This is a genomic window from [Empedobacter] haloabium (assembly GCA_008011715.2).
Lineage (GTDB): Bacteria > Pseudomonadota > Gammaproteobacteria > Burkholderiales > Burkholderiaceae_D > Rugamonas > Rugamonas haloabia.
The window spans coordinates 1,874,432-1,897,891 of record CP136508.1 but is presented as its reverse complement, the minus strand read 5'-3'; the positions used below and the strand labels follow the sequence as shown (position 1 = coordinate 1,897,891).

Annotated in this window: 24 protein-coding genes; 9 read left to right on the top strand and 15 right to left on the bottom strand. The window is 67.9% G+C overall.

The window, feature by feature from the left end; translation table 11 throughout:
* The first annotated feature begins 242 nt into the window (after positions 1–242).
* Positions 243–1,448, top strand: coding sequence for an alanine--glyoxylate aminotransferase family protein (locus E7V67_008275; GenBank protein ID WUR16245.1), 1,206 nt, complete (start codon positions 243–245; stop codon positions 1,446–1,448).
* A 39-nt stretch (positions 1,449–1,487) separates the two neighbouring features.
* On the opposite strand, the gene E7V67_008270 is transcribed toward E7V67_008275, so the two are convergent.
* Together E7V67_008270 and E7V67_008265 are read right to left on the bottom strand one after the other, a co-directional pair.
* On the bottom strand, positions 1,488–1,943 hold the full coding sequence (locus E7V67_008270; GenBank protein WUR15088.1) for a hypothetical protein: 456 nt from the start codon (positions 1,941–1,943) through the stop codon (positions 1,488–1,490).
* A 76-nt stretch (positions 1,944–2,019) separates the two neighbouring features.
* Positions 2,020–2,919, bottom strand: coding sequence for an endonuclease (locus E7V67_008265; GenBank protein ID WUR15087.1), 900 nt, complete (start codon positions 2,917–2,919; stop codon positions 2,020–2,022).
* On the opposite strand from E7V67_008265, the gene E7V67_008260 reads away from it, so the two are divergent.
* Positions 2,918–3,451, top strand: a complete 534-nt coding sequence (locus E7V67_008260) for a YgjP-like metallopeptidase domain-containing protein (protein WUR15086.1) — start codon at positions 2,918–2,920, stop codon at positions 3,449–3,451. The genes E7V67_008265 and E7V67_008260 overlap by 2 nt on opposite strands.
* Before the next feature lie 22 nt (positions 3,452–3,473).
* Here the strand turns inward: E7V67_008260 and yfcF are convergent, their stop codons facing one another.
* The 9 genes from yfcF to E7V67_008215 all read right to left on the bottom strand — a co-directional run bounded on the left by yfcF (position 3,474) and on the right by E7V67_008215 (position 13,515).
* Positions 3,474–4,091 carry a glutathione transferase gene (yfcF, locus tag E7V67_008255; protein ID WUR15085.1) on the bottom strand — a complete coding sequence of 206 codons (618 nt, stop codon included), beginning with the start codon at positions 4,089–4,091 and terminating at the stop codon, positions 3,474–3,476.
* A 103-nt stretch (positions 4,092–4,194) separates the two neighbouring features.
* The gene (locus tag E7V67_008250; GenBank protein WUR15084.1) at positions 4,195–4,758 is read right to left on the bottom strand and encodes a TIGR00730 family Rossman fold protein; all 564 of its coding nucleotides are present in this window, start codon (positions 4,756–4,758) and stop codon (positions 4,195–4,197) included.
* Positions 4,755–5,423, bottom strand: a complete 669-nt coding sequence (locus tag E7V67_008245; protein ID WUR15083.1) for a TetR/AcrR family transcriptional regulator — start codon at positions 5,421–5,423, stop codon at positions 4,755–4,757. The genes E7V67_008250 and E7V67_008245 overlap by 4 nt, the downstream gene beginning before the upstream one ends.
* A gap of 83 nt (positions 5,424–5,506) precedes the next feature.
* Complete coding sequence (locus E7V67_008240; GenBank protein WUR15082.1) at positions 5,507–5,794, bottom strand: hypothetical protein; 288 nt, start codon at positions 5,792–5,794, stop codon at positions 5,507–5,509.
* Between the two features lie 8 nt (positions 5,795–5,802).
* The gene (locus tag E7V67_008235; GenBank protein ID WUR15081.1) at positions 5,803–9,429 is read right to left on the bottom strand and encodes an EAL domain-containing protein; all 3,627 of its coding nucleotides are present in this window, start codon (positions 9,427–9,429) and stop codon (positions 5,803–5,805) included.
* 183 nt (positions 9,430–9,612) lie between these two features.
* Positions 9,613–10,539 (bottom strand): alpha/beta fold hydrolase, encoded by a 927-nt coding sequence (locus E7V67_008230; GenBank protein ID WUR15080.1) that lies wholly within the window; start codon positions 10,537–10,539, stop codon positions 9,613–9,615.
* Positions 10,540–10,549: 10 nt separating this feature from the next.
* Positions 10,550–12,157, bottom strand: coding sequence for a GMC family oxidoreductase (locus E7V67_008225; protein WUR15079.1), 1,608 nt, complete (start codon positions 12,155–12,157; stop codon positions 10,550–10,552).
* Entirely contained in the window at positions 12,154–12,672 is a 519-nt protein-coding gene (locus tag E7V67_008220) for a hypothetical protein (GenBank protein WUR15078.1), read from the bottom strand. The genes E7V67_008225 and E7V67_008220 overlap by 4 nt, the downstream gene beginning before the upstream one ends.
* 69 nt (positions 12,673–12,741) lie before the next feature.
* Positions 12,742–13,515 (bottom strand): RNA methyltransferase, encoded by a 774-nt coding sequence (locus E7V67_008215; protein ID WUR15077.1) that lies wholly within the window; start codon positions 13,513–13,515, stop codon positions 12,742–12,744.
* A gap of 169 nt (positions 13,516–13,684) precedes the next feature.
* On the opposite strand from E7V67_008215, the gene E7V67_008210 reads away from it, so the two are divergent.
* The 7 genes from E7V67_008210 to E7V67_008180 all read left to right on the top strand — a co-directional run bounded on the left by E7V67_008210 (position 13,685) and on the right by E7V67_008180 (position 19,957).
* Positions 13,685–14,467 carry an inositol monophosphatase family protein gene (locus E7V67_008210; protein WUR16244.1) on the top strand — a complete coding sequence of 261 codons (783 nt, stop codon included), beginning with the start codon at positions 13,685–13,687 and terminating at the stop codon, positions 14,465–14,467.
* Positions 14,468–14,660: 193 nt separating this feature from the next.
* Positions 14,661–16,073 (top strand): DEAD/DEAH box helicase, encoded by a 1,413-nt coding sequence (locus E7V67_008205; protein WUR15076.1) that lies wholly within the window; start codon positions 14,661–14,663, stop codon positions 16,071–16,073.
* A gap of 189 nt (positions 16,074–16,262) precedes the next feature.
* The gene (locus E7V67_008200; GenBank protein ID WUR15075.1) at positions 16,263–17,036 is read left to right on the top strand and encodes a TIM barrel protein; all 774 of its coding nucleotides are present in this window, start codon (positions 16,263–16,265) and stop codon (positions 17,034–17,036) included.
* A gap of 115 nt (positions 17,037–17,151) precedes the next feature.
* Positions 17,152–18,018, top strand: a complete 867-nt coding sequence (locus E7V67_008195) for a hypothetical protein (protein ID WUR15074.1) — start codon at positions 17,152–17,154, stop codon at positions 18,016–18,018.
* Positions 18,015–18,539, top strand: a complete 525-nt coding sequence (locus tag E7V67_008190; protein WUR15073.1) for a hypothetical protein — start codon at positions 18,015–18,017, stop codon at positions 18,537–18,539. Before E7V67_008195 ends, E7V67_008190 begins: the two co-directional genes overlap by 4 nt.
* Before the next feature lie 92 nt (positions 18,540–18,631).
* On the top strand, positions 18,632–19,003 hold the full coding sequence (locus tag E7V67_008185; protein WUR15072.1) for a TraR/DksA family transcriptional regulator: 372 nt from the start codon (positions 18,632–18,634) through the stop codon (positions 19,001–19,003).
* Positions 19,004–19,051: 48 nt separating this feature from the next.
* Positions 19,052–19,957 carry a universal stress protein gene (locus E7V67_008180; protein ID WUR15071.1) on the top strand — a complete coding sequence of 302 codons (906 nt, stop codon included), beginning with the start codon at positions 19,052–19,054 and terminating at the stop codon, positions 19,955–19,957.
* Positions 19,958–19,985: 28 nt separating this feature from the next.
* Here E7V67_008180 and E7V67_008175 read toward each other — a convergent pair whose 3' ends face one another.
* The 4 genes from E7V67_008175 to E7V67_008160 all read right to left on the bottom strand — a co-directional run bounded on the left by E7V67_008175 (position 19,986) and on the right by E7V67_008160 (position 22,788).
* On the bottom strand, positions 19,986–20,342 hold the full coding sequence (locus E7V67_008175) for a hypothetical protein (GenBank protein WUR15070.1): 357 nt from the start codon (positions 20,340–20,342) through the stop codon (positions 19,986–19,988).
* Positions 20,343–20,384: 42 nt separating this feature from the next.
* On the bottom strand, positions 20,385–20,936 hold the full coding sequence (locus E7V67_008170) for a hypothetical protein (GenBank protein WUR15069.1): 552 nt from the start codon (positions 20,934–20,936) through the stop codon (positions 20,385–20,387).
* A gap of 186 nt (positions 20,937–21,122) precedes the next feature.
* Positions 21,123–22,016: a zinc-dependent peptidase gene (locus tag E7V67_008165; protein WUR15068.1), complete on the bottom strand. Its 894-nt coding sequence runs from the start codon at positions 22,014–22,016 to the stop codon at positions 21,123–21,125.
* A 178-nt stretch (positions 22,017–22,194) separates the two neighbouring features.
* On the bottom strand, positions 22,195–22,788 hold the full coding sequence (locus tag E7V67_008160) for a winged helix-turn-helix domain-containing protein (protein WUR16243.1): 594 nt from the start codon (positions 22,786–22,788) through the stop codon (positions 22,195–22,197).
* Positions 22,789–23,460: the final 672 nt, after the last annotated feature.

Genomic DNA, 23,460 nt, shown 5'->3' with positions numbered 1-23,460 from the left:
GCCCATCCCGCTGGCCCTTGCAACCAGTCGGCCTACCAGCGCCCTCCCGTCCCCCGCCTCGTCTTTCAACCGCCTTGCAAAGGATCGCCATGCCCATCCCGACTCACCACGCCCTGCAGGAAGCCTGCACCACCGACACGACCCGTTCCGCCGCCAGCGCGGCCGCGGCGGCCGATGCGGCGGCGGCCGATGCCGCGGCGGCCGATGCCGCGGCGGCCGATGCCGCGGCGGCGCGAGCGGCGATGCCCATTGCGCAGCCGGTGATCGAGACACTGGACTCCCTGTTGCCGGCCGAACCGCTGCTGATGATGGGAGCCGGCCCGGTGCCGATCCCGGCGCGCGTGGCGCACGCCAACTCGATCGTCATCAACCACCTGGGCGATACGATGGCCCGCATCATCGGCCAGGTGCAGTCGATGGCGCGCTACGTGTTCCAGACCGCGTCGCCGTGGATCATCGGCGTCGCCGGTCCCGGTTCGGCCGCGATGGAGATGAGCATCACCAACCTGGTCTGGCCCGGCACGAAGGTGCTGTCGGTCTGCAACGGCTACTTCAGCTCGCGCTTCGCCGACATGGCGCGCCGCGTCGGCGGCGACGTCGAAACGCTGGAAGTGCCGCTGGGCGAGGTCGTCGACCTGGCGCAACTGGAGGCCACGCTGGCGCGGGTACGGCCGGCCGTGCTGACGGTGGCCCACGGCGAGACCTCGTCCACGACGTTCAACCACCACCTGGCCGAGATCGCCCGGCTGGCACGCGCGGCCGGCTGCCTGGTCGTGGCCGATGCCGTCTGCACGCTCAGCACGACGCCGCTCCTGATGGACGAATGGGGCATCGACGTCGTCGTCACCGGCGGGCAGAAGGGGCTGTCGTCGATTCCCGGCGTGTCGCTGATCGCCCTGTCGCAACGGGCCTGGGACCGTATCGAGAACCGCCCGGCCGACCCGCCGCACTGGTGCCTGGATGCCAAGCTGGCCGCGCAGTTCTGGCACCACGCCTCCTACCACTACACCGCACCCGTCTCCGGCATCCTGGCGCTGCACGAGGCGCTGCACCTGGTGTGCCAGGAGACACTGGAACGCCGCTTCGCGCGCCACGCCGGCTGTTCCACGGCCATGCAGCGCGCCATCGAGGCGCTCGGCCTGGCGCTGTACGGCCGGCCCGACTCGCGCCTGCATTCGGTGATCGGCATCGAAGTACCGGCCGGGATCGACCGCCGGCAAGTCTGCGCCCACATCTCGCGCCGCTACCGGGTCGAGATCTCGGGCTCGTTCGGCCTGGACATCGTGCGCATCGGCCAGATGGGCGAGCAGTGCCGCGCGCACCACCTGTTCCGCACCTTGCACGCGTTCGGCTCGACGATGCGCGACCTGGGCGCGCAGGTCGACCTGCCGGCGGGCGCGGCGGAGCTGGAGCGTTCGCTGCAGCAGGTCGGCTACGACGCCGCATAGCCCCCGGTGTCAGGCGCCTGACACCATTGGGTTTACTCCCTACCGCGTCGCCAGCGCCACCACGGCCGCCCCGGCGGCCACCACCAGCGCATCCTCGATCAGGCCGCTCTTGGTCTGGCCGATGCGCGCCATCGCGTCCTTGCGCTTGGCCAAGGTCAGGTAGGCCAGCGGCACGGCCGTGGCGACCGCCAGCGCGGCGCCCGTCTTCTCCTGGCCCTGCGGCGCCAGGGCCGCGCCGGCGATCCCCGCGCTCATCACGCGCGCCAGCAGGCCGAGAAAGACGGTGCGGTCAGGCGCCGTCTTCATCTTGTCGCCGGCCAGTTCGCCCACGCCCATGGCCAGGGCACCGTATCTGAACAAGGGGCGATCGAGCAGGAACAGTTCGCCCGGGGTGTCGCGCTTGGCAAGCCGGGCGGCGGCGATGGTGGCCATCGGCGTCATCGAACGGGCGCTGGCGACGGCGCCGATCAAGGCGGAAGAAAGCAGGCTGGGCATATTGGTCGGGCTCCTTTGATGTGAATGATTTGTCAACCACGCCACTGTAACGAGCCCAACCGTATCGTGGCGCCCGCTAGGCCAGCTGCTCGATCGCCAGCGCGCCGGCCAGCAGCGGCTTGACGAGGATGCGGTAGACGTCCACGTCGAAACGTGCCGGCGCCTTGCCGCGCGGGCGCCGCGTGCCCAGGTAGCTCCAGTTGTCGACCAGCTGGCGCTGGCGCAGGCCATCGGACCGTTCCACGATGGCGATCGGTCCCGGATATGGCCAGGGCGTGACGCGCAGCGGCGCCAGCGCGGCCCGCACCCGTGCGGCATGGCCCGCCGCGCTCTCCTCGCCCGTGCAGGCGCCCTGGCAGCGGCGGATCTGGCGCGCGAAGCACGGCCGGCCCGGGGCACCCTTCTCCAGCCCGGTCATGACGGAGCACAGTCCGGCCTCCTGTGCCATGACACGCAAGGTCTCGCGCGCCGCTTGCGGCGTCTGGAACAGGCCGAACAGATTGTCGGTGCGGCCGAAGTCAACGTCCTTCGCAAACACCACTTCCGGCAGCGCGCCGCCCAGGCGGATCGAGCACATCTCGCGGATGCGCCGCAGCTTGCTGTTGAAGACCGGCTGGTGCGCCTTGATCAGCTGCGCCTCGCGCAGCAGCGCACCGATCTCGCCGCCCGTGCGTTCGTGGTCGATATGGCGGGTGCGTGCCAGCAGCTGCGCCTCCTCGGGCGTGCGCAGGTGCGACAGCACGCGCTGGCGGATGTTGACGCTCTTGCCGATGTAGACGGGAACGCCGGCCTCGTCGCGAAAGAGGTAGACGCCCGGTTGCTGGGGCAGCGCGTCCAGGCAGGCGCGCGGGATATGCGAGGGGGTGCTGTAGTTCAGAGCCGGATCGGAGCAGACCAGGAGCCCCACCGAATTGACGTGGGTATGCATGCGGCCATGATACGGCCTGGCGCGGCTGTGGTACAGTCTCGCCGCCATGAATTCGACCGTCCAGCACCCGTTTGACCCGCCCTTGAAATACCTGGGCGCCTATTCCGACCAGACCCGCGCCCAGGTGGCCCAGCTGCTGGCCCAGGACCGCCTGGGCGACGTGCTGCTGCAACGTTATCCGAAAGCCCACGACATCCGCAACGACCGCGCCCTGTACGACTACGTGCAGGACCTGAAGACCGAGTTCCTGCGCAACGCGGAGCCGATCAACAAGGTCGTCTTCGACAACAAGATCCACGTGATCAACCACGCGCTGGGGCTGCACACGTCGATCTCGCGCGTCCAGGGCGGCAAGCTCAAGGCGAAGCACGAGATCAAGGTGGCCGCCATGTTCCGCGACGTGCCGCTGGAGTTTTTGCGCATGATCGCCGTGCACGAGCTGGCGCACGTCAAGGAAAAGCAGCACGACAAGGCGTTCTACAAGCTGTGCACGTACATGGAGCCGAACTACCACCAGTACGAGTTCGACGTGCGGGTCTATCTCACCGTGATGGAGCACTCGGGGCAGAAGCTCTGGTGAGCCCCGTGGCGCCGGCCGGCGCTTACAGCGGCGGGCGGGCGCGCTTGACCCAGGCCTGCACGGTAGCGCGCTGCCACTGCCGTTCGGCATAGGCGCGCAGGCGCGGCGGTACTGGATCGCCATTGCGGATCAGGCGCTGCAGCATGACGGCCAGGTCGACGTCCGCCAGCGACCAATTGCCGCACACGTGCTCGGCGCCTTCGGGCAGCAGCGCCTCGGCGGCGGCGAACAGCTTGTGCGTGGCCGCCTGCGCGCTGGCCGACAGCGGCGCGTCGCTCGGCTGGTAGAACACGACCAGCGTGGAGCGCTCCTGGCGTATCGGCAGCAGGTCGCTGCGCAGCCAGGCCTGGACCTGGCGCGCGCGCGCCTTCAGCTTCGGATCGGCCGGATACAGCGGCGTGCCAGGATAGGCCTCGTCCAGGTATTCCGTGATGGCCGACGACTCGCTCAGCCGGAACTCGCCGTCGACCAACGTCGGTACGCGCTGCGTCAGCGACTGCGCGGCGAACGCCGGCGCATGCCGCGCTCCCGCCTCCAGGTCCAGCGTTCGCTCTTCAAAGCCGATGCCCTTCTCCTTCAGCGCGACAAAGACGGACATGGCGTAGGGACTGGTGTACTGACTGTCGACGTATAACAGCATCGCAACTCCTGGAAGGTGTTAGTGAATCGTCAATACTACCATCCCCAGGCCAGCGCCGTTGCGCCGGGCTGCCGCGCCAGCTCGCCGACCGCCTCCCACCAGCTCAGGTGTACAGCGGCTGCGCCGGCGCCAGCGCCCGCATGCGCGCCAGCAGCGCCTGCGGCTCGTCCGCCACCAGCATGCGCGCGGCGTGGTCGGCGCCGATGAAGCCCTCGTCGCGGGCGTGGCCGATGAAGGCGGCCAGGCGCTCGTAGAACCCGCCCACGTTGAGCAGGCCCACCGGCTTGTCGTGGATGCCCAGCTGGCCCCACGTCAGCATCTCGAACAGTTCCTCCAGGGTGCCCATGCCGCCCGGCATGGCGATGAAGCCATCCGACAGGCGCGCCATCATGGCCTTGCGCTCGTGCATGTCCTTGACGATGAACTGGCGCGTCAGGCCCGTGTGGCCCACTTCGCGCTCGACCAGCGCGTTCGGGATCACGCCCGTCACCTCGCCGCCCAGGCGCAGCACCTCGTCGGCGACCACGCCCATCAGGCCGACCTTGCCGCCGCCGTAGACCAGCGCCAGGTTCTGTTCGACCAATGCCGCGGCCAGCGCACGGGCGCCGTCGGCGTACAGGGGGCTGGCGCCGGGACGGGCGCCACAATAGACACAGATCGTTTTCACTTGTTGAGCTTTTTCAGGTAATCGTCGGACAGCTTGCGGAAGCGCTGCAGCGTCTCGCCGCGCAGATAGGGTTCGACCTGGGTCAGCACCTGGTAGCAGCCGCGCGCCAGCGCGTCCGCCATGGACTGCTGCTCGGTGTACTTGCGCGGGTTGCGCACGTATTCGTACGACAGCCAGTACGTCGCCACCACCACCATGTTCGTCGCCATCGCCTCGATCGTCACGTCCGACGCCTCCAGCGAGGCTTCGCTGCGCAGGTCCACGCACAGCTGGGTGGCGACCTTGATCTTGTGCGCCAGAATCTGCTTGAAGTGCAGCTCGAGCTTGCGGTTGCGCGACAGCAGGTCGTTCAGGTCGCGGTAGAAGAAGCGGTAGCGCCAGATCAGTTCGAACATCAGGTGCAGGTACTGCCACACGTCCTCGATGTTCGAGCGGCGCCCGCTGGGCACGTGCAGGATGCGCTCGATCTCCTGCTCGAACTGGACGAAGATCGAGTTGACGATGTCGTCCTTGTTGCGGAAATGGTAGTACAAGTTCCCCGGCGAGATGTTCATCTCTTCGGCGATCACGGTCGTGGTGATGTTCGGCTCGCCGAATTCGTTGAACAGGCGCAGCGACAACTCCAGTATCCGTTCGCGTGTGCGTCTTGGGGCTTTTTGTAGCATGGGGCGAGAGAGTTTCCTGTTATTTCTGTTATTGCTCCTGCAAGGATAACACCGATGGCACCGAGGCTGGAATAAGCGACCCCTCAGCCGCCCCGCTTGGACAGCTCCGCCACCTGCCGGCGCAGCCCCGCCACCTCGTCCTTCAGCGCCTCGATTTCCTGCCGCAGCGGCAAGGTAGCCGCCAGCGCGGCATGCCGCACCAGCTCGTCCAGGCCGCCATCGTTGGCGGCAACCAGGCGTGGCCGCGGCCGCGGCGTCTCGTCGCGCGCACTGCGCACGGCCGCACGCAGTGCCTCGACCTTCTTGCGCCGCGCCGCGAACGCGTCCACGCCGGCCTGCCAGATGTTCTGCGATTTCGCTTTCTTAGCCATGGCTGTCCTCACGCCGCCTGCATCCGCGCGCGCGCCAGGCCATGCAGCCGGAAGCCCTCGCGGATGTTTTCACGCAAAACGGCGCCCTTCCACGGCTTCGTGTAGAAGCGGTCGATGGCGCCACGGTTGATCGCGGCCATGATCGGCGTCAGGTCCGCGTAGGCCGACAGCATGATGCGGAACGTGTCCGGGGCCAGGTTCTTGACCCGCTCCATGAACTCGGTGCCGCTCATCTTCGGCATGCACTGGTCGCACAGGATCACCTGCACACGGTAGCGTGCCAGGATGTCGAAGCCTTCCGCCGCCGTCTGCGCCGTCAGGATGCGGTAGCCGTCCTGCGCCAGGAAGTCCGACAGCACGTCCAGCATGAAGGCATCGTCGTCGACGATCAGCAAGGTCGGCTGCTCGCGGTCCTGTGCCTCGTCGGCCGGCGTCTGCAGGTAGCGGCCCTCGCGCAGCATGGCCTCGAAATCGTCGGCCGGCACCGGGCGGCTGAAATAGTAGCCCTGCATCTCGTCGCAGTCGTGGCGGCGCAGGTAGGCCAGCTGGGCATCCTTCTCGACGCCCTCGGCGATGACCTTCAGCTTCATGCTGTGCGCCATGTTGATGATGGCCAGCACGATGGCCGCGTCGTCCGGATTGCTGGTCACCTCGCGCACGAAGGCGATGTCGATCTTCAGCTTGTCGATCGGGAAGCGCTTCAGGTAGGCCAGCGACGAATAGCCGGTGCCGAAGTCGTCGATCGAGATCTTGATGCCCAGCTCCTTCAAGGTCTGCAGCACGGTGATGGTCTCTTCCGCGTTCGACATCAGCGAGCTTTCCGTCAGTTCCAGCTCCAGGAGCTCGGGCGGGATGTCGTGCTCGCGCAAGGCCTTCAATACCTCCTCCTGCAGGCCGCCCACGAAGAACTGGATGCCCGAGACGTTGACCGAGAGCTGCACGGCACCGGCGCCGGACGCCTTCCACTGGGCGATCTTGCGGCAGGCTTCGTGGATCACCCAGGCCCCCACGCGCACGATCAGCCCGGTCTCCTCCAGCAGCGGGATGAACAGCGCCGGCGACACCATGCCGTGGCCGGGACGGTTCCAGCGGATCAGCGCCTCGGCGCCGCTGATGCGGCCCGTGGACAGGTGCACCTTGGGCTGGAAGTACAGCACGAACTCGCCGTTGTCGATGGCGCGGCGCAGCGCGTTCTCCAGGTCCAGCCGGGCCAGCGACTGCGCGTTCATCTCGGCCGTGAAGAAACGGAACGCGTCGCGCCCCGCTTCCTTGGCGCGATACATGGCCGTATCGGCATACTTGATCAGCGTGTCGGCGTCGGTGCCGTCGTCCGGGAACACCGAGATGCCGATGCTGGCCGTGACGGTGACCTCATGACCCTTCAGGTCGAACGGCTGGCGCATCGCCTCGCGGATCTTGTCGATCACCGGCAGCGCGCTCTGCACGCCGTCCGGCAGCATCAGGATGGCCGCGAATTCGTCGCCGCCGAAGCGGCCGATGGTGTCGCGCACGCGCAGGCAGTCCACCAGCCGGCTGGAGAACTGGCGCAGCAGCTCGTCGCCGATGGTGTGGCCCAGCGTGTCGTTGATGTTCTTGAAGCGGTCCATGTCCAGGAACAGCACGGCCAGCGCCCAGCGGTGCTCGGCCGCCTGCACCAGCGAGTGGGTCAGCGATTCGTACAGCTGGCTGCGGTTGGGCAGGTTGGTCAGCGTATCGAAGTGGGCCAGCTTCAGCAGGCGCCGCTCCGCTTCCTTGCGTTCCGTGATGTCGCGCGCCACGGCAACGAGGATCCAGTTCTGGCCCGAGCGCAGGGTGCGCCGTTGCACCTCGACCGACAGCAGCGAGCCGTCGCGGCGGTGCACCAGGAGCTCGGCCATCGCGCCGCTCTGGTCGCCCGCCAGCAGCTTGTCGTACAGCTCCGCCAGCTGGGCCGGGGCGCTGCCACGGTCGCGCTGGCCCACCAGCAGGAAGTCCTCGCGCTCGTAGCCCAGCATGCGGCAAGCCGTCACGTTGACGTCGACGAAGCACATATTGGCGCGGTCGACCAGGAAGATTGCATCGGCCGTTGCATCCATCGCCATGCGGAAGCGGCGCAGGTCCTCGGTCAGCTTGGTGCGCGCGTCCAGGTCCGCCTGCAGCTGCGCGTGGTGGCGGCGGATCTCGTCGTACAGGCGCAGGTTCTCGTAGGCCACCGCGACCTGCGCCGCCACGGTGACGGCCACGCGCTCGTCCACCTCCGAGAATTCCGGCGCGCCCATCTTGTCGGCCAGGTAGAGCCAGCCGTGCACCCGCTCGTTCGTCATGATCGGCACGCCCAGGAACGAATGCACCGGCGGGTGTTCCTCCGGCAGGCCGATGTGGGACGGGTGGCCCGGCAGGCCGCCCATGCGCACCGGCTGGCGCGCATGCATGACCTGGCGCAGCACGCCCGCATCCGGGTTACTGGACAGCACGCGCGCGCTCTCGCCGATGCCGCAGCAGGAAAAATGCGTCAGCGTGCCGGCATCCTCGTCCAGCACACCGATGCAGGCATAGCGCGACACGCAGATGTTCTGCGCCACCTTGCAGCCGATGTCGATCAGCCCTTGCGGCTCGCGCTTGGCACCCAGGTCGATGCCCAGTTCGATCAGGGCCGTCAGGCGCAGGCTGACGGCCTGCAGGCTCGACAGGCTGTTCGACAGCCGCTGCGTCATCGTGTGCAGCCGCTCGGCCTCGCCGTCGCGCGCGTGATTGCCGTCGTGGTGCGCCAGCTGCGTCAACAGCTGGCTGGACGACTCGACTTCGTCCAGGTATTCCACCATCTTGTTGCCGATCTGGCCCAGCTTGGGATCGTCCGACGGGCGCGGCGCGAAGTCCAGCACCGGCGGCGCTTCCTTGGCACCCAGCGCCTCGTGCACGGTGCCCAGGATGATGTCCGGGTCGGAGGGTTTCGGCAGCACCCAGCGCACGCCGCAGGCCTCGGCCACGGCGGCGGCTTCCTTCTCGCGGTAAGTGGCGGTATAGAAGATGATCGGCACCTGCGCGGTGGCGGGATTGCTGCGCACCCGCGCCACCAGTTCGTAGCCGTCCATCTGCGGCATCAGGATGTCCGAGATGATCAGGTCAGGCTTGTCGTGCTCGATCAGCTTCAGGGCTTCGGCGCCGCTGGCCGCTTCCATCAGGCGGTAGCCGGAGAACCCCAGCAACGTCATCAGGAACTCGCGGTTCAGCACATGATCGTCGACGATGAGGATCGTTGCGATGTCGTCTTGTTCAGGGGGCGACATCTCCCCCGGTAAAAAAGACTCGATCTGTGTGACGAAACTATCCGGTTCGATGGGCTTGCCGATATAGCCGTCGAAGCCGGCGGCCAGCAGCCGTTCGCGGTCGCCCACCATCGCCAGCGCCGTCACGGCCAGCGCGGGAATCGCCCGCGTGCCCGCATCGGCCTTCAACGCGGCCACCACCCCGTAGCCATCGAGCTTGGGCAGGTGCACGTCGCAGATGATCAGGTCGGGCCGTTCGCGCCGCGCCACGGCCACGCCCTCCTCCCCGTCGCTGGCGCTGAGCGGCGTGTACCCGAACGCCCGCAGCAGGTACACCATCAGCTCCATATTGGTGGGATTGTCTTCTATGATGAGGATCCGTGCCGACACGTTCGCACTCCTGTAGTGTTACCTGGGCACGCCCCTGCCGCTGGCATGGTGTGCGGGCCCTTCTTGCGGGCATGCGCCCTCCCCGTCCTGTCAGTATCCCTTATTCCGCCGGCACGCGAAGCACGAAAGCGGCGCGCGCACGGACCGCCGGTTCTGTGTCCGGCGTGACCATGTTTCCAGCAATCAATACAGTCTAGCGGATGGTGTGGACGCCGTCAAAATCTCGTCGAGTATCGTGCGCAACACCTGGGGGTGGCTGCCCAGCGCGACGTGGCCGATGCCGCCCAGCGCCACGTTGCGGGCGCCCGCGAGCTGGCAGGAGAGCTGGGGGGCGATGATGTTGTCGTGCCACGACCAGATCGAGGTGAACATGGCCCGACGTCCCTCGTCGTCCTGCGCGAGCCGCGCCAGCCAGGGAGCGTCGCGGCGCATCTGCGCGGCATTGGCGCCGATGCCGAGCGACGCCAGCGCGGTGCCGGAATGCGGCGTGCCCACCGTGATCACGCGCGCGACGCGCGCCTCGGCGGCCGCGCCGTGGCGGCGCAGCCAGGCGCGCGCCACCAGGCCGCCCATGCTGTGCGCGACGATGACGACGCGCGGCGCGCCGGTCGCCGCCAGCAAGCGCTGCACGCCCGCTTCCACCTGGCCGGCATAGTCGTCGATGGCAGCGGTGACGGGTTCCAGGTCCACCGCGTCGTGGCTGATGCCGGCGCTCTCCAACTGCCGGCGCAGCGGCCGCCAGTAGCCGCCGTTGCAGCCGTAGCCGTGGATCAGCAGCACCGGCAAGGCTTGCGACGGCGGCGCCAGGAACGGCGCCGGCCGGTGGCGCAGCATGTGCCAGGACGACGCCAGCATCGTGGCGCGAAACTCCCCCAGCAGCAGGCGCAGCTTGCCACCTGGCGTCAGGCGATGGTGATCGGGCGCGGGGCTGCCATGGCGTCGGCTCAGGAGGAAATTGTTGCCGACGATCGCCAGCCGCGCCAGCAGCACGGCCAGCAGCGCCAGCACCAATGCCAGGTCGGCCGGCACGTAGGACGTGGCGGCGTACCAGATCAGCAGCGCGCAGACCACCTGCACCGCCATGATCGCCAGCAGGAGTCGAACCACCATTGAAGCGCTCCTATCCTTTCAGCCGGGCCGCCAGGTCGGTGGCGAGACGGGCCACGATGGCGTAGATCGACAGTTGCGGATTGGCGCCGATCGAGGTGGGGAACAGCGAGCCGTCGTGCACCGATACGTTGGCCAGCTCGCGGTAGCGCCCATCGGGCGCGACCACGCCGTCGCGTTCTGCCGCCGCCATCGTGCAGCCGCCCATCACGTGGGCCGACGCGACCCGGGTCAAGAGCGGCGCCATCGGCAGCGCCTGGATCGCCGCCTTCGCCTCGGGCCAGCTGGCGTGGTGGCGCCCCATCTCGTGCAGCGGCAGCACGGCCTCGGCGCCGGCGGCGAACTGGATTTCCGCCATCGTCAGCAGGGCGCGGCGGGCGCCGTCCCACAGGTAGTCCGTGATCGGGTAGTCCAGCTCCGGGGTGCCGTCGCCACGCAGGTGGACCTGGCCGCCTTGCGAGCCGTCGTGGAAGCCGTCGCGCAGCAGCGCCAGCATACCCTGGGTGCGGGCGAAATGGCGCATCGCCTCCGCGTGCGCGGCGCCGAAGCCGGCCAGGGTCGTCGACAGCAGCAGCGGATGCAGCGGCGGCACCTCCAGCTTGTAGCCGATGGGACCGTCGACCGGCAGGGTGTCGAGGAAGTGGTCGGAATAGATCGTCTGCGGCGCGCCCGCGAAGCCATCCACCGGCTGGGCGAAGCGCCCGGCCGAGACCAGTGTCGGGTGCAGGAAGGTGCGCTTGCCCAGCAGCCGGTGCGGGTCGGGCGCGCTCGAGCGCAGCAGCAGGCCGGGCGAGTTGATGGCGCCGCCGGCCACCACGACGTGGCGCGCGCGCACCGTCACCGTGCGCCCGGTGGGCGCGATGCCGTCCGCGCCCAGTGCCGCCACCAGGACGTGCTCGGCCTTGTCGCCGCGCAGCACCAGGCGTTCGGCCCGCGCCCGCGTCAGCAGGGTGGCGCCGCCGGCCAGCGCCGCAGGGATCGTCGTGACGAGCATCGACTGCTTGGCATTGGTGGGGCAGCCCATGCCGCAGTAGCCCAGGTTCCAGCAGCCGTTGACGTTGCGGCGGATCGCCGCCGTGTGGATGCCCAGCTTGCCGGCGCCCTGGCGCAGCAGGTCGTTGTTGGCGTTCGGTGGTGTCGGCCAGTCGGCGATGTGCAGGCGCTGCTCCATCCGCTCGAACCACGGCGCCAGCGCCTCGACCGTGTAACCCGTCAGGCCGAAGCGGCGCTGCCAGTGCGCCAGCGTGGTCGGCGGCGTGCGGAAGCTGGAGGTCCAGTTGACCGTGGTCGAGCCGCCCACGGTGCGGCCCTGCAGAATGTTGATCGCCTTGTCGCGCGTCTTGCGCGCGGCCGACTCCTGGTACAGCGCCGGATAGGCCTCGGCCTCGCGCATCTTGAAGTCGCGCGACGATTTCAGCGCGCCCTCCTCGACGATGACCACGTTCAGGCCGGCGGCCGTTAGGATCTCGGCCGTGACGCCGCCGCCGGCACCGCTGCCGACGATGGCGACATCCGCCTCGATGACCCGGTTCGCGCTCAGCGTGGCGCAGTCGATGACGTTCCAGCCGGCCGCGAGGCCGGCGGCAATCGGATCCGCGATGGGGCTGTGACTCGTGCTCATGCCGCCAGCTCCGGCATGGGACCGGGGTAGCCGATGGCGGCCCAGCTGGACGGATCGGCATACCAGCTGCCGATGACGAGGTCGTGCAACGCCTGGTAACCGGCGCGCAGCCTGGCGAAGCGGTGCAGGCGCCAGCCTTGCAGGAAGGCTTCCAGCTGGGCCGGCGTGGCGTCGCGCCAGGCCGGCAGCCCCGCCAGCAGGCGCCGCGTGGGGGCCAGCGCCAGCAGGCCGAACAGGTCTTGCAGCTCGCCCTGCGCGGCCAGCGGCAGGCCGGCGATGGCAAGCGAGACGCGTTCAACGGTCGCTTGAACGGCTTGTTGTCGGGCCGCCGGCGCGCTGGGCAGCGCGGGACCCAGCAGGGCCGGCACGACGGCCGTCAGCAGCTCGCCCCCGGCGGCGTCGAGATTGAAGCGGGCGGGGGCGCCGTGCGCCAGGCCGCGGTACAGCGCGCCGCCGGCCGCCAGCGCCAAGGCGCCGCCCACCCCGAATTTGAGGAACGCTCTGCGTGTCGTCATACGTCTCCGTACTGTTGGTTTTGTAAGCCGAGTGTACGAGAGGAACGACCGTGCGATTAGAGTCCGGCCTCAGTTTTCCGTCTTGCAGCGCACCAGGATCTGGCGCGCGATGCCGCGCAGGATGTTCACCTCTTCCGTTTCCAGCTGGGTGCGGGCGAACAGGCGCTTAATGCGCGGCATCAGCTTGCGGGGATTGTGCGCGTCCAGGAAGCCGACGGCCACCAGCGCCTGCTCCAGGTGCTGGTACATGCCGTCGATCTGGGCCAGCGAGGCAGCCTCGCCATGAAAGCCGACCTCGGCCTTCGGCGCCGGCGTGCTGCCGGCCGCCAGCGCCGCCATGCGGCATTCGTAGACCAGCACCTGCGCCGCCTGGGCCAGGTTCAGCGACGAGTAGTCCGGATTGGCGGGGATATTAATGAGCACGTTGCAGCGCTCGACGATGTCGTTCGGCAGGCCGAAACGCTCGTTGCCCAGCACCAGGGCGACGTGCAGGTCGGCCGTGGCGGCGGCATGCTCGGCCACCTCGCGCGGCGTGTGCACGGGCGGCGAGAACTCGCGCAGGCGGGCCGACACCGCGGCCGCGTAGTTGATGCCTTCCAGCGCCTCGGCGATGGTGGCGACGACGCGCGTGCCGGCCAGCAGGTCCTGCGCACCGCTGGCGAACGCCACCGCCTCCTCGTGCGCCGTCATGCCATCAAAGCGCGGGCTGACCAGCACCAGGTCGGAAAATCCCATCGTTTTCATGGCGCGCGCGACCGCGCCGATATTGCCCGCCCGGCTGGTTTCCACCAGCACCACGCGCAGGCGGCTGAAAAGAGACGATGTGATTTCGGGCTGCTTCATTTAAAATAGCGGTTTTCGCGAGTCGGTGGGTGCGGATTCTACCCTGACCACCTGGCCTCGCGGCCGCTCTTTAATTCATTCTTGTTCACAGCTTGCCGATCCTATCGCTGCCGCACGACGTGCGGCGGGCCAGGGTCGCGCTTCCATTTGGGGAATTGCAATGCATCCAATGCTCAACACGGCCATCAAGGCCGCCCGTCGCGGCGCCGCCGTCATCAACCGCGCGTCGTTCGACCTGGACCGGGTCACTGTCACCGAAAAACAACACAACGACTTCGTGACGGACGTCGACCAGGCCGCCGAGCAGGCCATCATCGAAGTCTTGCAAAAAGCTTATCCCGACCATGCCTTCCTGTGCGAGGAATCCGGCACCACGGGCAACGTGAACGACGAGAGTGAATTCGTGTGGGTCATCGACCCGCTGGACGGCACCACCAACTTCATGCACGGCTTCCCCCAGTACGCGGTTTCCATCGCGCTGCAGCAGCGCGGCGTCGTCACGCTCGGCCTGGTTTACGATCCGGTCGCCAACGACCTGTTTACCGCCGAAAAAGGCGCCGGCGCCTATCTGAACGAGAAGCGCATCCGCGTGCGCAAGCAGGACCGCATCAGCGGCGCCCTGCTGGGCACGGGCTACAAGAACGGCAGCCCGAAGGCGCTGGACGAATACCTGAAAATGTACGGCATCATGGCCGAGCGCTGCCACGGCGTGCGCCGCGCCGGTTCGGCCGCACTGGACCTGGCCTATGTCGCCTGCGGTCGCCTGGACGGCTTCTATGAAAAGAACCTGCAGCCGTGGGACATCGCCGCCGGCTCGCTGCTGGTGACGGAAGCGGGCGGCATCGCCGGCGAATTCAACGGCGAATCGAACTACATGGCCACCGGCCACATCATCGCGGCCAGCCCGCGCGTGTTCGGCCAGATGGTCCCGCTGCTGGCCGAATTCGCGTAAACGTCGGCGAACTCATATCGATCTGCTAACAATCTGTGACATTGTTACAAAAAAGGAGGCGAAAGCCTCCTTTTTTTATTTCCAGCACGAAATTAGCGTTGAGAATCGCTGCTATACTATCTGTGCGGAAATTCCGCCCGGATGCAATATTTTTCACCTGTCAATCCTGACGGGGATTACTGATCGAGTACCTATGTCCTTCTCTCAACTTGGCTTGTCCGACGCGATCGTGCGTGCCGTTACCGAAACGGGCTATACGGCGCCCACGCCGATCCAGAGCCAGGCTGTTCCGGCCGTGCTGAACGGCGGCGACCTGCTGGCCGGCGCGCAGACCGGCACCGGCAAGACCGCTGGCTTCACGCTGCCCGTGCTGCACCGCCTGTCCACTGACGCCTTCGGCACGAAGCTGACCAACAACACGTCGCCCCGCCCCATCCGCGCTCTGATCCTGACGCCCACCCGCGAACTGGCGGCGCAGGTCGAGGAAAGCGTCAAGGTGTACGGCAAATACACGAAGCTGAACTCCGCCGTGATCTTCGGCGGCGTCAGCATCAATCCCCAGATCAAGCTGCTCAAGCACGGCGTCGACATCCTGGTCGCCACCCCGGGCCGCCTGCTGGACCATATGCAGCAGGGCACGGTCAACCTCGACAAGGTCGAGATCCTGATCCTGGACGAAGCCGACCGCATGCTGGACATGGGCTTCATCCGCGACATCCGCAAGGTGCTGGCCGCCCTGCCGCCGAAGCGTCAGAACCTGCTGTTCTCCGCCACGTTCTCCGACGAGATCAAGGCACTGGCCGACGGCCTGCTGGACAATCCGGCCACGATCGAGGTGGCGCGCCGCAATTCCACCGTCGAGATCATCGCCCAGAAGATCCACCCGGTCGACCGCGACAAGAAGCACCCGATGCTGTCGCACCTGATCCGCACGCACCAATGGACCCAGGTGCTGGTGTTCACCCGCACCAAGCACGGCGCCAACAAGCTGGTCGAACAGCTGGGCGCGGACGGCATCGGCGCGATGGCGATCCACGGCAACAAGAGCCAATCGGCGCGCACGCGCGCGCTGAGCGAATTCAAGGACGGCACCCTGCAGGTGCTGGTCGCCACCGATATCGCCGCGCGCGGCATCGACATCGACCAGCTGCCGCACGTCGTCAACTACGACCTGCCGAACGTGCCGGAAGACTACGTGCACCGCATCGGCCGCACCGGCCGCGCCGGCGCCAAGGGCGAGGCCGTGTCGCTGGTTTGCGTGGACGAGCACGACATGCTGAAGGACATCGAGAAACTGATCAAGCAAACGCTGCCGCGTGAAGTGATTCCTGGCTTCGAGCCGGACCCGAACGCGCGCCCGCAGCCGATCCAGCTGCGCAGCGGCACCGGCCACCACCGCAACCCCCGCCCGGGCGGCGGCAACGGCGGCGGCGGTCGCGGCAAGCCGGGCGGCAACGGCCAGCCCCGCGCAGCCGCGGGCAACGGCGGCGGCAACCGCGCCGGCGCCGGCAATGGCGGCCGCAGCGGCGGCAATGTCGCGCGCGGCGGCGGCCAGCGCTCCGGCGCGCCGGCCCAGGCCCGCACCGGCGGCGGCCGCGGCCGCTGAACCATTCATCTGCCTTACCCCTTGATTCGTCGCTTGCGGCGATCGAGTTGAACCACCGCCGCGCGGTGGTTTTTTTTGGCGCGCCGTTCGCGCGAACAGCGCCCCTGAATATGAGCCCTGCTCATACTGTCAGTGCCCGATCCGTCGCCAAACTGATAGTATGACAACTTTCTGCTCCTGGAAGTCGCCATGCCCCGCTTTGCCGCCAACCTGTCCATGCTGTTTACCGAGCACAGCTTCCTCGACCGCTTCGCCGCCGCGCGCGACGCCGGCTTCGAGGGTGTCGAATTCCTCTTCCCCTACGAATACGATCCGGACGACATCGCCCGCCGCCTGGAGGACAACGGCCTGCAACTGGCCCTGCACAACCTGCCGCCGGGCGACTGGGAGCACGGCGACCGCGGCAACGCCTGCGATCCGCGCCGCATGAGCGAATTCCGCGCCAGCGTGCAGACGGCATTGCGCTACGCCACCCGGTTGAACGTGCCGTACGTGCATTGCATGGCCGGCATCCTGCCGCCCGGGCTGCCGTCGCGCCGGGCCCGCGAGGCGTACATCGTCAACCTGCAGTATGCGGCCGAGCTGTTCGCGCCGCACGGCATCGGCGTGCTGATCGAGCCGATCAACGGGTTCGACATGCCCGGCTATTTCCTGCAGCGCAGCGCCGATGCGCTCGACATCCTCGCCGCCTGCGCCCGGCCCAACCTGTATCTCCAATACGACATCTACCATATGTATCGGATGGAAGAGCCGCTGGAGGACAGCCTGCGTGCCTGCCTGCCATCGATCCGCCACGTGCAGTTGGCCGACGCCCCGGGACGGCACGAGCCGGGCACGGGCCAGATCGACTATCCACCGCTGCTGCGCCTGCTCGACGACCTGGGCTACGAAGGCTGGGTCGGCTGCGAATACCGTCCGCGCGACAACACTGTGGCGGGATTAGGCTGGCGCACCGTCGTGTAAATGCATTAACCTTACGACGACGGCCAACAACGCCGTGACTGTGTTTGCGTTCGCGCAAACGACAGCCGTTTCGCCTGCCGCAACATACTGATTCCGGTCACGAGAAAGGCTCATCATGCGCGCGTTGTCCGTCCACCCCGCTTTCCCCTCCCTGTTGCGGCATTGCTGGCGGCTGGCCCTGGTGGCGCTGCTGCTGGCCGGGCTGACGGGCTGCGCGGGCCAGCGGCGGCTGGACGAGGTGCGCGAATTCGCCGCGCTGGCGCCCACCCTGACGTCGTACGCGGAGCTGAGCCAGCGCTACCGCGACACCTACCAGCGCGAGCAACCTTACCTGTCGGCCGCCGCCGACCAGCGCGAGCGCGCCATCGACGAGAAGCGGCGCGACGCCTACCCCGACTTCATCGCGATCGGGCAGGCGGTCGTCGCCTACATGCGGGCGCTCGGCACGCTGGCCGGCGGCGAGCAGTTCAGCGTGGACGACCAGCTCAAGGGGGCGGCCACGGGCATCAAGGCCTGGCCGGACGCGGGCATCACGGACCGCCACGTCAGCGCTTACGCGGGCCTGACCCGGCTGCTGGCGCGCCTGGTCGGCGCGCGCGAGCAGGACAAGGCCGTGCAGGCGCTGCTGCGCGAAGGCTACGAGCCGATGCAGGCGTCGCTGGACGCGATGAGCACGGTACTGCGCCACTACGACAAGACGCACGACAACGAGCGCGCCATCGTGCTGGGCACGCTGGACGTGGAAACGGCGTTTGCGGACACGCCCAAGGACCGCCTGCTGGCCGTGCTGGCCAAGGCGCACCGGCAGGACAAGGCCAGCGAGTACCGCCTGCTGGGCCTGCGCCACACGCTGGCCGCGCGCCACGTGCACGAGATCCAGACGCGCCACCAGGCGCTGGTGCAGGGCCTCGACGGCGCCGCGGCCAGCGTGCGCGTCGCCACGCCCGCCCCGCCATCGACCGCCACAGGAGCCCAGCCATGAGCGCTTCATTCCCCAGCACCAGGCCCGCCGACATCGAAGCGCTGGCCGACAGCCTGTCCGCCAGCGCCAGCGCGCTGCACGAACGCATCATGCGCGCGATCCGGCGCAACGGCCAGCAGGCGGACAGGACGGATGGCGACGCGCCAGCCGACGTGGCGGACGGCGTCGATGGCGGCGGCATCACGCATGCGGATGCGCAGGCGCTGTTCGAGCAGGAAGTGGCGTTGCGCCAGCAGGCCAACAGCCTGTACGTGGACGCCGCGCGCCTGGCCACGGCCGGTCTGGTCGTGCCGCAGGCGCAGCTGCTGGAAGTGACCGCGCGGGCGCGTGAAACGATCCGCAAGCTCGACCGCGCCAAGGACATCGCCGGCATCGTCGCCGCACTGCTGGGACTCACAGGCGCGATCGTGGGTGCGCAGGCCAAGGAAGCGGCCGCGGCGCTGGAAGACCTGAGGGACAACCTGGATGCCTACCGGGCCGACTCGCGCAAACCGGACGACGGGCATACAATGGGAGCGTGAGTTGCATGCGTGAAGCCGGCACGGCCGTCGCCATACCACGCGTTGCAACGGTGTCCAACCCGCGCCGTCCGCGCGCACTCGAGAGCACGCAGATGAACGACTTGACACCGGATCGGCTGGCGGCACTGAAGGCGTTGCTGGAAGTGCGCAAGAGCACCTTGCTGAGCCAGTTCCCAGACGGGACCGCGAGCGAATTCAACCGTACGCCAGCCGTCGAGGAAATCGAGACGTCGCCGGCGGACAGCGCCAGCAACCGCACGCTGAACCAGCTGGAAGCGGAGGCGGACGAGCACCGGCTCGCGCAGCTGGCCGCCATCCGGCATGCGCTGGCCAAGTTCGACCAGGGCGAGTACGGCATCTGCGAAAGCTGCGGCGGGCCGATCGGCGCGTCGCGGCTGGATGCGCGTCCCGAAGCATGCCTGTGCATCGGCTGCCAGACGCGCATGGAACGGCGCGGCCATTGACGCCCCTGCCGTGCGCACACCCGTTCACGCCACTTCTATAATTGGCGCATGGCCTACAAGACGATCCTCGTGCATCTCGATGAAGCCCCACACGCCGGCGCGCGCGTGCTGATGGCGGCCGAACTCGCCCTGCAGAACGATGCCCACGTGATCGGCGTGGCGCTGACGGGCGTGTCGCGCTTCCTGTACCAGAACGAGATGGTGGACGAGCAGGACCCCAACCTGGCACGGCACCTGGACGTGCTGCGCGAACGCGCCGCGCGCGCCCTGGCCGGCTTCGCGCCGCAATTGCACGCGCTCGGCGTGCATTCGTACGAAGAGCGCGTACTGGACGACGAGCCCGGTGCCGGCCTGTCCCTGGTGGCCCGTCACGCGGACCTGACCATCGTCGGCCAGGCGCTGCCGGGCCAGCGCGGCAGCGCGGCCGGTTTCCCTGCCGAGGTGCTGACGGAGTCGGGCTGTCCCGTGCTCGTGGTGCCGCACACGGCGCGGCCGCGCGGATCGATTTCCGTCAGCGCGGCCGGCGTCGCCAGCCCGGGCGCGCCCGCGCCGGGCCGCGACGTGCTGGTGGCCTGGAACGCCAGCAAGGAAGCGGCGCGTGCCGTGCGCGAGGCCTTGCCGCTGCTGCGGCGCGCCGACAGCGTGACGGTGGCGATCCTCGATGCCGAGTTGCATCCGGCGCTGTTCGGCAACGCGCCCGGCGCGGACCTGGTCGCCTGGCTGGGCCGGCATGGCGTGGCGGCCCAGGTGGCGCTGGACGCCAGCCCGCGGCACGGCCTGCTGAAGCGGCCCTCGCAGGTGGGCGAATCGCTGCTGGCACTGGCCGCCGAGCGCAGCTGCGACCTGATGGTGCTGGGCGCCTTCGGCCACTCGCGCATCCGCGAGACGCTGCTGGGCGGCGTGACGCGCGCGGTGCTGGACGGGATGACGGTGCCGGTGCTGATGGCGCACTAGGTAGGGGAAAACTCGGTCACCATTGGTCTCATCCGTCCAGCCAGTCCTGCTCCCGTATCCGCGCCACCTGCCGCTGCGCCAGCCATTTCCACAGCTGCAGCGCTTCGTCCGGCCCGGCCGACATCTGGCGCGGCTCGGCCAGCGCGATCTCGCAGTCGCGGTCCGACCACTCCTCGTAGCGCACGGTACCCCCGGCGCCGACTTCCAACTGGTACATCAGCCCGTCGTCATAGCCGAACCGCAGCACGGCCGAGCCCGGGCCGTCATCCGCCGCGCGGGTGTGGCCGGCGTACAAGTCCGCCAGTGTCGCCGCCAGTTGCGCTTCCGTCGGCGCGGCGATGTCGCGGCCATCCGGCCCGGTGAGGATCAGCCATGCCTGTGTCATCTCCCCTCCCCGTGGCGCAGACGGCAATGCCGCGGCGCCTGATCAGCCGACGAAGCGCGGCAGCGACAGCGGATCGAAGTCCTTCCAGTCGCCGTCCGTGATCGTGCCGTCCGCCTGTTCGATGCGGCGGGCGCCCAGGTCACGCAGCAGGCCGATGGCGCGGTTCGTGTCACCGTCCGGCAGCGCCACCGCGATCATCATGCCCGGCGCGCGCGGCTCGGCCATGTTCTCGCCGCCGCGCTCTGGCTCACCCTTGTCCTTCATGTGCGAGAAGCTGTACAGCGAGCCCACGTGCGCGCCGACCAGGCCGCCGACGACAGGCCCGGCTGGCCCCGTCAGCGGCACGGTGGCCGCGCCCAGCGCGGCGCCGATCGCGCCGCCCGTCGCAGCGCCCTTCGCCAGGCCTTCGGGACTGTCCTTGGCGCCCGGCGACTTGTCGCGGTCGCCGCCCAGCGGATGGGCATCGTGCTGGCCCGGCTGGCTGACGTAGAAGCCGCTGATCGCGTCGGCCGGGTAGCCCGCATCGACGAGTGCCTGGCGTGCGTTGTCGACCTCTTCCTGCAACTGGAAATGTCCTGCGATGATCGTTGTCATTGTTTTCTCCCGCATGATTGAACCCAGTCAGCTTGCCCGCGCGGATGCCGCGCTTCCGTTCGTTGACGCACATATGAGCGGGCGCTACGGCCGTGTCAGGCCGACGGGGGGCAGCCGTGCTCGAGCTCGTGTCCCGCTGTGGTGACTGACACCGCGGTGGGACACGAACCAGGCCGTCGTCCGGATTTACCAGTTGGCCCAGGCGAATGAGCGGTTGGCCGGCGCGGCCGGCACGTCGACGATCACCGGCGCCACGACCGGCGCATCCTGCCAAGTGCGCGGATCGACGCGGTAGTATTTGCGCAGCTCGTCAAACAAGGCGGGGTGACGCTCGCACAGCTGCCACGGCTTGCCATAGAACGCTTCGGTGGCCACCGCGAAGAACTCCGCCGGGCTGGTCGCGCCGTAGTGATCCAGCACGCTGTCCGGATTACCGGTCCATGCTTCATGGCGCAAGTGGGCGAAATCGCGCGACAGCACGGCCGACCAGCTGCGGTAGTTGTCCGCGCTGCCCAGGTAAGGCGCGCCGTTGGTGGTGCCCGACTCGCTGTCGAGCTGGTGGGCGAATTCGTGCAGGGCGACGTTGTGGCCGCTGCTCCACTCGCGTGCGCCGCGTGCCACGTCGTCCCACGACAGCACCACGCGGCCATCCGTCCAGGATTCGCCCAGCATGGTCTGGCGCGCGTCGGTGACGATGCCGCCGGGCCCGATTTCCTGGCGCGGCGCGGCAAAGGCACCGGGGTAGACGAGGATCGTGTGCAGCGGGCGGTAGACCTTGGTGGGACGGTTCAGCAACAGCATGCAGGCCAGGCCGGCAATGGCCACGCGCATCTCGTCCGTGACTTCCAGGCCGGCACAGCCGACGAATTTCTTCTGGTGCAGGAACTGGACGACGAGGCGCTGCAGCTGCTGCTGCAAGGCGGGCTCGAGGCGGTCGTAGACGGGGATATATTCGGACAGCGTGCGCAAGGCAGCGGGCGGCAGCGGTCGCGCCAATGCCCGCTTCAGGGTCCAGCGCGGGTACCAGAATGGCGTGGCAACGGCCAGCGCCAACAGGGTCATACTGAGCAATGCTTCCATTTCGCCGTCCCGAAGTCACACGTGCCCCTCAGATGGGGCGTGTGGTCAACATTTCAACGGCGCAGCGGCAGGCACTGCAACACGGCGGCACAAGGTAACGGTACCACAGCAGTAGCGCCGGGCGATGGGCAGCCTCGAGCGAAGCCTGCCACCTTCAGGCGCCAGCCGGGACGGCGGCTTACTGCTGTGCCTTCTGCAGCGATTGCGGAGCGCCGAACAGGGCGGCCACCAGCGGATCGCGCGTGACGGGACCCCGGTTGACGCGGATGGCGTAGTGCGTATCGTCTGCCAGGATGTGGAAATGACGGCCGCTGCCTGCCATGCTCTGCTCGCGCAGGCTCGGGCGTTCCTTGCGCGGAGGCGCGCCTTCGCGTTTCGGCTGCACGATGGCTGCCAGGAAGGCCTGGACGCGCTCGGCGTCCGGCGTCAGGCGGTACACGGCCTTGCCCAGGTAGGTGGCGGTCCCTTCGATGTAACGGGCCAGTTCGATGACGCCGGCTTCGCGCAGGTCACGAATGTATTTGCGGGCACCCGACGGCGAAAACTTCAGGAACCAGGCGATTTCGTCGGCCAGCATTTCGTGGTTCTGCAGCTCGCCGATCAACTTCTGCATGTTCTCGATACGACGCAGCGTTGCCGAGGTTGAACGTACACGCTCGATCGGAGCCAGCGACAATGCCTTGCGCTCGGTACCCGGGCCGGGGCGCTCGACCAGTGCGAGGCGCGCCTTGGCGGCGGGGGCCGCCGGCTCGCGCACTTCCTGGGCGGCCATCACATCGCTGTTCGACAGGTCGTGAGTTTCTCGGATTGCATGCATTTGAACACTCCTTATAACGGTAGCCGAAAGGCACGGAAGAGCCAGGGACGCCGTGCCACATCTGTAATCTGTAGGTTGTAGATTGCTCTCTTGGCGAACAGGAGTCTGTGCGGCAACGAACATAAAATGGTTTAAACGTTATCGCTCGACTTTTATCAGACACGGCGCATGCCCGACGGGTCTTCCTCTGCTGCTGATCATTAAGCCCTTGTTTCTCATCAGGATTTCCGCCGTGGGCATGGGCGATGGCGATGGCTGGCGGCGGCAACCATGTGCGTGCCTTAATGCAACATCTACAAAAAATTCTGGCCGCTTGGGCTTTTCACCGCAGCCCGGGCAAAGCTACCTCAGCAGTGTTTCGTGCGACCGTTGCCGGCGTCCGACGCGGTCAAACCTGCCTGTACCGACAACTTGGACCGCCGCCTGCACGATTGGTTCTGTTGTAAGTTCCCAACACCTTTGATATAACGCAATGTGTTTGTGCGGTAGCGCACCGAAGCTTCCCGAGGGCGGCGCCTACACTTGACCTAACGGCAATGCAATTGTCGCAATAAAGAAAGAAGAGCAAAAAATCGCCGCTCCTTTTAAAATTGCTGTCGCACAAGATTTCCTTTCAACGCATCAGGA